Origin of the sequence: Nostoc cf. edaphicum LEGE 07299 (assembly GCF_015207245.1) — a bacterium.
GTDB classification, from domain to species: domain Bacteria; phylum Cyanobacteriota; class Cyanobacteriia; order Cyanobacteriales; family Nostocaceae; genus Nostoc; species Nostoc edaphicum_B.
In genome coordinates this window covers 1-8,974 of sequence record NZ_JADEXF010000080.1, presented here as the reverse complement: position 1 = coordinate 8,974, position 8,974 = coordinate 1, and the positions used below count along the sequence as shown (strand labels likewise).

At 41.4% G+C, this 8,974-nt stretch carries 8 protein-coding genes and 1 pseudogene; 5 read left to right on the top strand and 4 right to left on the bottom strand.

Going from position 1 to position 8,974, the window contains the following annotated elements; genetic code table 11:
- Positions 1-160 precede the first annotated feature (160 nt).
- A complete protein-coding gene (locus IQ229_RS04045; protein ID WP_194041498.1) occupies positions 161-1,138 on the top strand; it encodes a carbohydrate kinase family protein in 978 nt (325 codons plus the stop codon).
- Here IQ229_RS04045 and IQ229_RS04040 read toward each other — a convergent pair.
- Positions 1,135-1,899, bottom strand: a complete 765-nt coding sequence (locus tag IQ229_RS04040) for an HIRAN domain-containing protein (protein WP_194041496.1) — start codon at positions 1,897-1,899, stop codon at positions 1,135-1,137. The two genes, IQ229_RS04045 and IQ229_RS04040, sit on opposite strands and share 4 nt — an antisense overlap.
- Before the next feature lie 623 nt (positions 1,900-2,522).
- On the opposite strand from IQ229_RS04040, the pseudogene IQ229_RS04035 reads away from it, so the two are divergent.
- Positions 2,523-2,723: pseudogene (locus IQ229_RS04035) on the top strand (transposase); the annotation flags it as partial.
- A gap of 55 nt (positions 2,724-2,778) precedes the next feature.
- Here IQ229_RS04035 and IQ229_RS04030 read toward each other — a convergent pair.
- On the bottom strand, positions 2,779-3,459 hold the full coding sequence (locus IQ229_RS04030; protein WP_194041494.1) for a polysaccharide deacetylase family protein: 681 nt from the start codon (positions 3,457-3,459) through the stop codon (positions 2,779-2,781).
- A 381-nt stretch (positions 3,460-3,840) separates the two neighbouring features.
- Between IQ229_RS04030 and IQ229_RS04025 the strand changes: the two genes are divergently transcribed.
- From IQ229_RS04025 to IQ229_RS04015, 3 genes are all read left to right on the top strand, one after another.
- Positions 3,841-4,482 (top strand): calcium-binding protein, encoded by a 642-nt coding sequence (locus IQ229_RS04025; protein ID WP_194041492.1) that lies wholly within the window; start codon positions 3,841-3,843, stop codon positions 4,480-4,482.
- A 231-nt stretch (positions 4,483-4,713) separates the two neighbouring features.
- A complete protein-coding gene (locus tag IQ229_RS04020) occupies positions 4,714-5,610 on the top strand; it encodes an RnfABCDGE type electron transport complex subunit D (RefSeq protein ID WP_228013098.1) in 897 nt (298 codons plus the stop codon).
- A 117-nt stretch (positions 5,611-5,727) separates the two neighbouring features.
- Positions 5,728-7,104 carry a DUF2330 domain-containing protein gene (locus IQ229_RS04015; protein ID WP_194041490.1) on the top strand — a complete coding sequence of 459 codons (1,377 nt, stop codon included), beginning with the start codon at positions 5,728-5,730 and terminating at the stop codon, positions 7,102-7,104.
- A gap of 400 nt (positions 7,105-7,504) precedes the next feature.
- Here the strand turns inward: IQ229_RS04015 and IQ229_RS04005 are convergent, their stop codons facing one another.
- The gene (locus tag IQ229_RS04005) at positions 7,505-8,794 is read right to left on the bottom strand and encodes an MFS transporter (RefSeq protein ID WP_194041488.1); all 1,290 of its coding nucleotides are present in this window, start codon (positions 8,792-8,794) and stop codon (positions 7,505-7,507) included.
- Positions 8,795-8,805: 11 nt separating this feature from the next.
- Positions 8,806-8,974, bottom strand: a 169-nt coding sequence (locus tag IQ229_RS24800; protein WP_194041486.1) for a phosphatidylserine decarboxylase, incomplete at its 5' end; no start/stop codon positions are given.

Genomic DNA, 8,974 nt, shown 5'->3' with positions numbered 1-8,974 from the left:
TAGTTAAAAGAAGCAAAGATGAGAAGCATATATATGCTATGTGAGTAGTAAAAATTGCTATTTAATTCTATGAAGGACTGGCGACAGATTAGCAAAAACTATTGTAGATTTTATACTGTAAATTCCTAATCCTAAATCAAAATCTAAAATTAAAAATGAGATGAGCAATCCCCGTGTTTTGTGCCTTGGTGAAATTTTGTTTGATTGTTTAGCCGATCAATTAGGGCTAAAGCTGGAAGAAGTGAAATCTTGGACTCCTTATCCAGGAGGGGCACCAGCTAACGTAGCCTGTGCTTTAGTTAAGCTGGGAGTGTCAGCAGGATTTATCGGAGCCGTTGGCGAAGATGAGCCAGGAAATGCACTGGTCAAGCTATTACAAGATGTAGGTGTAGAGACTACGGGAGTACAACGCCATTCCACAGCACCAACGCGGCAAGTTTATGTTACACGGGATCTGGCTGGCGATCGCACCTTTGCCGGATTTGGTCAGTACGATACCGCAGAATTTGCCGATACTCGCCTGCAAGCTAAACAATTGTCAGATTCGCTGTTTCAAGAAGCAGATTTTCTGGTTTTGGGTACTTTGGAATTAGCCTATCCTGAAAGTGAAGCGGCAATAAACCGTGCTTTAGAGTTAGCAGAACATTACGACTTAAAAATTGTGCTGGATGTCAACTGGCGTCCTGTATTTTGGAAAGAGCCAAACATTGCCCATCAAAAAATTCCAGAATTAGTTAAGCGAGTCGATTTCCTCAAACTCTCCAAAGAAGAAGCTGAATGGCTATTTGAAACCGCAGATCCCGGAGCCATTACTTATCGTCTAGCTTCAATTGAGGGGGTACTGGTGACAGATGGGGAAAATGGCTGCACTTATTGCCTGGGTGAGAACGAAGGCAAATTACCCTCGTTTTCTATCCCTGTAGTGGATACAACTGGCGCAGGAGATAGCTTTTTGGCAGGATTCATCCACCAACTGAGTCAGTATGGTATTCACAGCTTGCGGGATGCAGAAACAGCAAAACGCATTGTCACTTATGCCAGCGCTGTTGGGGCACTAACTACCATTAAACCAGGTGCGATCGCCTCTCAACCTACCGCTGCTGAAGTCGAAGCTTTTCTCGCCGCAAATCAACTCTAGGAATTAGCATAAGCCACTGGGATATCAGCCACCAAAGGCTGATATTCCTGGCTAGAAAATGGACGAAAATCTTCATGCCATTCTGCGGTCATATTGCACAATAAACGCAGTTGCAGAGGTGTCGGTACTGGGTTAACGCGCTCAACTTTCACTTTTAGCAGTTCTGAATTTTTGTTCTTGAGTTTAAAAACATCATCCACAATATACCGAGGGCAATAACCTACGATGTAATGATCCTCAGTGCATAAGAGCAATGCACGCAGGTCAGATGGATTTTGAAATTCGTTAGCTAAATATAACAGTTCACCCGTTTGTAATTGATTAATCCGTTCAATTGCACAAGCAGGAAGGTGTCGCAGTCCATGTGCAAAAAAATGGATGTGGTATAAACCATTTTCATCTGGTTCTGGGCAGGGGAAAACTTCAAAATAATCTGTTACCTTGCGTCCACCACTCCGAGAAAGAATGCTAACTGGATCATCTTCACCTTCGAGAATATTTAGCGATTCAATATAATTTTTGTAATCAGGGCGAGAGCGTCGCATTAATCGATTAGAAAATAAGGGGAACAGTTCAACTGATGTGTATTCTTTGTTTAAGTCTGGGAAAGAATACAATAGCTGAAAATTATGTTCAGTTTGAGCTTTTACAGCACCTTGCGTATATACAAATTGATATTTTTTCCCGTCAAATGTTAAGCGACCAATGGGAAGCCAAACACGACTATTAGGATCTTGCCAAGCTAAAAAAAGTGTTTTCATAGTAGGGTGTCCAACAGCTTACTTTGATTTAATTCCAATATCTTTTGTGCAAATTCAATTGCTGTTTGCGATATGCGATTAGATGGAATACGCTCAAAAAGCTTTAACGTATCATTGCTTGACACCCTTGCTAAATTATTCAACCATACTCTCGCTGCATCTGGATACCATTTTTGCGCTTCACAAAATGCATTAAAAGTCTTGAGAGTTTTGGTTCTTCCGGTACTTTTATGGTGTTTACTAAATTTTAGTAAATTTTAGTAACTACATTTTAATGATGCTCATCCTTAAAATATAGACTGTGTAAGTATTACAGCAGTTTTACGTATAGTAAAATAATCCAATTAGCATGATTTATACTATAACACAGTAAAATTTAAGGCGATGCCTTCGGCAACCGGAAGCGGGAACGCTATGAAATTTACTGTAGAGCAAATCCTGAATCTGCCCGATATGAAAGTATTAGATTTTCAAGAAATTGAAGGTGAAGAAATAATTATACAGCACTTCCGGCTATTATGAAGCACAATTTTATCTATATCCCTTTCCTATCCTAACTTTTGAGACTGTGTGCGTACCTCATAGCAGGCGGAAGTGCTGTAACGATAGAAAAAAGCGTTAACTATCCGAAAAGTCTAGGGACAATGGTGAGATGGTTTAGGGAAATAGTCGGTTATTTTGATGGCAGAACTACCAGTGGTACTGTAGAAGGAATTAATAATAAACTCAAGTTAATTAAAAGACTTGGGTATGGCTTTCGTAATTTTAGCAATTTTCGATTACGCAGTTTATTAAACTGGCACTTTTCTATTAATTCTCCATAAAAGTAACCGAAGAACCCAAATTATTAACTTCACCTATTTTTGAAATGTGTAACAATCAATAGTTTGTCTTAGCTTGCTGCCATAGAGTATCAACAGTTACAAACTCATAACCCTGTTGTAGCAGTTGCGGAATGAGAATTTGAATAGTGGCAGCAACATCTTGTCCACCACAAGCACCATCGTGCAAAACAATTATTGAACCATTTTTGACCTGCTGCATAATTCGCTGTACCACAGTGTTTACACCTGGTCGCACCCAGTCTTCTGGGACAACGCTCCACATTACTGGGCGGTAATTCCACTGAGAAAAAAAATTTAAAGTAGCAGGTGTAAATAAACCATTGGGGAGACGAACATCCCGCACTTCTTCAGGTTGCAGGTTGCAGGCTTTATAAATGGCAATTTGGGTTTTTTCTAAACTGTCCTTCAGGTCATTTGGGGAAAGCATGGGAAAAGAGCGATGATCGTAGCCATGCAATCCGATCCAGTGTCCGCGATCGCTAACGGCTTTAGCAATGGCTGGTGAACGGTTGACGCAAACACCCAACCAAAAAAAACTCGCTGTAATCTTGTAACGGTCTAACACTGCCAAGACTTCGGGTGTGTATTGCGGATGGGGCCCATCATCGAATGTGAGTGCGATCGTTTTAGAACCGGGATTTCCACTCCAAAGGCAGTTGGGAAAACTCGGCTGGAGAATGCGGTAGAAAATTGGGAAGAGGGGAGCTAGCTGCATAAAGTTTTTTCTTTTTTCCGTAATCTTGCCTAACTAAACTGATTACTTAATATGGGGCTGTTAAGCGTGATTCGCACACTTAGCAGTTCTATATCTAGAACTTACATGCCGTACAAATGGACAGTTATATGAATTAGCCCTCCTTCTAATGTTAGTAAGTTTCCCCTTGTTCCTATTTCCAAGTTGGAAATGTAGTTTCCACTCACGATCTATTCCTGCCTAGCTGACTAAACTTATTTTTTTAGTTATCAGATCAACAGGAAATATCGCAGTTATAAAAGTAGGTGCAAAAGAAAACTACAGCCTTATTCACATAATTGTCTTTTTGTAAAATTGTAAGTCCTAATATTAACAATTAATCTTGATTAAGGATAAACTCTCATGGCAATTAATGTTTCCGGAACTAATGGCAATGATGTTATCTTTGGCAGTAGTGACAACGATATCCTCAGAGGCTTGGATGGTGATGACCAACTGTTTGGTAGAGCAGGCGATGACTTCATAGATGGTGGCTTTGGCTTTGACATCATTAATGGTGGTACTGGAACTGACACCACATCTTACGCTTTCTTCTCTGGCCCCATTGATGCCAATCTCTCTAGTGGTGTAGTTAGGTTTCCGGGAAATTCTACTCTCACAGATACTTTAGTCAGCATTGAGAATTTAATTGGTACAGCTGGCAACGATACGATTGTTGGTAGTAGCGCCAATAATGTTCTCAGTGGTGGAGCAGGTAGTGACACTCTCGTTGGTGGCTTTGGCACTGACGTACTCACAGGTGGTGCTGGCGCAGATAAGTTTGTCTTCAATAGCAGATTTGAAGGTATCGATATCATCAAAGACTTCGAGTGGAGAGAGGGTGACAAAATCCAGATTTCCAAGTCTGGATTTGGTGCTAGCTCTAACAACCAGTTCAGCTACAACAGCACTAATGGTAACTTATTCTTCGCAGGGTATCAATTCGCCACCATTGAGAACAAGCCTTCTTTGTTCTCAGTTAATCTAGATGTTGTGCTGGTATAAATATTTTCCTTTTATTCCATATCTTCATACTTCGGTGAATTAACTTGAAAAAGGTAGGGATGCGATCGCATCCCTACCTTTTTTGGTTATCTTGAGGTTCAAACATCAGAGCGATCGCTTTGGTATGTCAATGCTTTATTTTGTAACAAAATCTGTAACAGCAATGCTATTTTACCTAGCACTCGTCTAAATTGATGAGAAATCTACGAGGAATCCCTGAATTAAGGGTTGATGTTACTAAAAGATATACGAGATTATCAGATTTTATTTTTGGGCTTGTTCCTAGTCTTGGGAATCGGTACACGAGATTGGACGCTACGACCAGAATTAATTGGGGTAGCGATCGTCACTTGTGTTGCAACTCAATGGATATTGTCATTAGTCACTGGTCATTGGTCATTAGCAAACAACATAGACGCCCCAGCGGCTTCCCGTAGGGTAGGACAAATGGCAAATGACAAAAAACAAATGCCGAATCTTCGTAGTGCTTTAATTACCTCACTGGGACTCAGTTTACTGTTACGGGCTGACCACTGGACGACAATGGCAATAGCCGCAGTAATTGCGATCGCCAGCAAATTTATCTTCCAAGTCGGCGATAAGCATTTCTTCAATCCCGCCAATTTTGGCATCATATCTGCTTTGATTCTCACTCCTGATGCTTGGGTTTCGCCGGGACAATGGGGTGAAGAGTGGTGGTATGGGCTATTATTTCTCGGTACTGGCGGCATGGTTTTGCAGCGCATCGGTCGCTGGGACACCACAGCAGCTTTTTTAGGTTCTTACTCTTTGCTGGAAGCCATTCGCAATTTCTGGCTGGGTTGGACTTGGGATGTTTATTGGCATCGATTGATGAGTGGATCTTTGCTGCTGTTCGCCCTATTTATGATTACAGATCCGCGATCGATTCCCAATTCCCGAATTGGGCGTATAGTTTGGGCAGTTTGCATCGCCGGATTAACTTTTATCCTGCGAAATTATTTCTTTGTTTCCACAGCAGTTTTCTGGGCACTGTTTGCCCTTGCACCGTTGAGCATCTTGCTAGATGTTTTCTGGTTAGCCCCAAGGTTTGCTTGGCAAGAGAAAGATGAGGAAGCAGTGGTAGAACTCCTAACTCCTAACTCCTAACTCCTAACTCCCAACTCCCAACTCCCAACTTTTAACTCCTAACTCCCAACTTTTAACTCCAACTCCTAACTCAGCACTCAGCACTCAGCACTCAGCACTAAAAAATAGAGGTATAAAATGAAGTTTTTTCGACTTTTAACACCATTATTGTTAGCAATTGTAGCTGTTTTGTGCTTTGCACCCGCAGCTTGGGCATTTTGTGGATTTTACGTAGCCAAAGCTGATACAAAACTGTATAACAAAGCTTCTCAAGTGGTTATAGCGCGAGATGGCGATCGCACTATCCTAACAATGGCAAATGATTTTCAAGGTGAAGTCAAAGATTTTGCAATGGTAGTACCAGTGCCAACGGTGCTGCAAAAAGAACAAGTTCGCGTCACCGAACCGAAGATTATCGAGCGGCTAGATGCTTTTAGTGCGCCGCGATTGGTAGAATATTTTGACCCAGATCCCTGTGCCCCAGTTTACCCAAGAGAGTTATCAGCAGCACCAGCACCAACAGCAGCGAGAAGTGAAGCGGCAAATACAAGGGGCGATGCTAGTTTAGGTGTGACAGTCGAAGCACGTTTCAACGTTGGTGAATACGACATTGTGATCCTCAGTGCGAAAGAATCTGGTGGACTGGAAACTTGGCTTAAACGCAATGGCTACAAAATCCCCAGAGGTGCGAAACAGTTACTTCAGCCTTATATTCGCTCCTCTATGAAATTCTTTGTTGCTAAAGTCAACTTGAATAAATTCGAGCAATCTGGCTACCAGTTCCTCCGTCCACTACAAATTTCCTACCAATCACCTAAATTCATGTTGCCAATTCGTTTGGGCATGATCAATGCTACAACAGAGCAGGATTTAATTGTTTATATCCTCTCGCCCCAAGGACAAGCAGAAATCACCAACTATCGGACGGTAAAAATTCCCTCCGACGCGAACATTCCCTTATTTGTCAAAGATGAATTTGGTGAATTCTACAAATCCATGTTTCAAACTATCTACACCAAAGAAGACAGGAAAGTTGGTTTTTTAGAATACGCTTGGGATATGGGTAGTTGCGATCCTTGTTCTGCTGAACCCCTAACTCCAGAAGAACTCAAGCAAGCAGGTGTATTTTGGCTAGATGATAATTCTCCAAGTAATGTGCCAGTACCTCCTAGTTTTCGTCGTCCCTCTCCTAGAAGTAACGTCTTCATCTCTCGATTGCATGTTCGCTATAACCGCGACAAATTCCCTGAAGACTTGATATTTCAACAAACTGCCAACAGTGAATCTTTTCAAGGACGCTATGTTTTGCAACATCCGTTCCAAGGGGAACTCAAATGTCAGGCTGGTAGAGAATATAAGCGGTCTTTGCCCAAGCGTTTTGAACAAGAGGCACAAACTCTAGCTAAACTAACCAACTGGAAAATCCAAGATATTCGCAACAAAATGAACTTGAGTGTAGGTAATCTGAGATATTCTTGGTGGGAAAATTTCTTATCCTGGCTGGGATTATATTAAGGAGAGTGGCGAGGGGGGAGTAAGGTTAATTCAAAAAATATTCCTCACATAACCTCTTAGGGCGATGGAACTTATTCTAGCTGCATCCTAGCTCTTTTGTCGCCCCATCATATCATGTTCGCATAATTAGTTATGATTTCCACAGTCATTGCACCCCACACGCCAGTCGCTCATGGGGGAAACCCCCAAGACCGCGCTGGCTCCCCTTAATCCCCTCCCCGCAAGCGGGGAGGGGAGACAAAGCGTAGCTTTGGCGGGGTGGAGTTCTTCGGGTTTATAAGTAATCAAGCGAACATGATATCAGATGCCGCTTACGTCCCTTAATTTTTTTGCCAGGATCGAAACCGACTTGTTTTGATACCATCGTTGCAGTTTCAACGCTTTGGCTATCCATGATTACCTAGACAGGTTTTATAAAATCAGGCAAGTCGTCTTCTACTTTGCGAATATAGGGATAGTTATAAGCGACAATTGTTGCCAGCATGACAAAAATTCCAACTAAATTAAATAACAAACCAATACCCCGTCCTGGGCCAACACCAATGAGTAGTCCAATACTGTTTGCTAGCAATCCATCTATAAGTAGTAAAGGCTGAAATACATAGTCTGCTAAAGGGCCAGCCAAGAGATAAGCAAGGGGAAAAGCAGCCCAGGCGATCGCACCCCGCAAGGCAAAAACCCGACCTTGAACTTTCGGGTCAACCTTAACCTGCCAAATCGAATTATGAGAGCTAATAATAATCGGAACGCTGAAAAAAGCAAAAAAAGCCGCAACAGTAATTAAGATTGCTGAAGGTTGCAAACCAGCAACTAAAATCGATAAACCTAATATAAACTCAAAACATAAAACTGCATTAACTTTACGTTTAAAACCGCCCCATGTACTCATTAAAACTGCCCCAAATAACCAACCACTTCCACCTATGGAAAAAATTTGACCGAGGACTTTAGCATTAGCAAAGCTTAAAACCATTGGAGTTATCAAAACTTGTACTAAACCAATAGTGAAGTCAGTAATAAAAAAGAACATCAGCAGCGTCAATAAACCAGGGCGAGCTTTAATATAATTCCAGCCTTCACCAATATTATCTAACAGTGAAGTCTGAGAATGTTGAAGATATTGGGAACTGGAAACACTGGGAAAAGGGATTGCCAGCAGGATCAATAGAGCAATAATAAAGCTAATAAAGTCAATTAAAATAACGCCGGAAATTTTAATTATATCTACCAATATCCCAGCTAAGATAGGAGATAATAATTGTCCCGCTCCTTGAGCAAGCTGAATCATGCCATTAGCACGACTAAAATGTTTTTGAGAAACAAAAAGAGTTGGGGTTGTATAATAGGCGGGTTGTTGAAATCCTTTGCAACCAGAACTGACTGCAACTGCTAAGTAAAGATGCCAGATTTGTAACCAATTTTGCCACATTAATAGAGCAATAGAAAGAGTACAAACAGCGGAAATACTATCACTTAAAATTATTAGCCAGCGTCGATTCCATCGGTCGGCGATCGCACCCCCAAAAGGAGCAAGAATAATATAGGGAAGTTCAGCACATACATACATCAAAGAAAATTGTACTGATGAACCAGTAGTCTGATACAGCCACACTCCCAGTGCAAAGCTAGTCAATCCAGAGCCAATCAGAGAAATTAGCTGTCCAAACCAAATCAAAAGGAAAGTTCGCATTTTCCCATTCCTTAACTTTTGATCTGGGGTTTTTTTCCAATTTGACTACCAGCCTGAACGTAAACTTCAAGACCTTCTAGTGAATGTTGAATTAAATCGTCATCAAAACAAATAGTTCCAGGCTCGAACAACAGAACTAAAGTAGAACCTCCATACTGAAAATATCCTTTCTCTTGACCC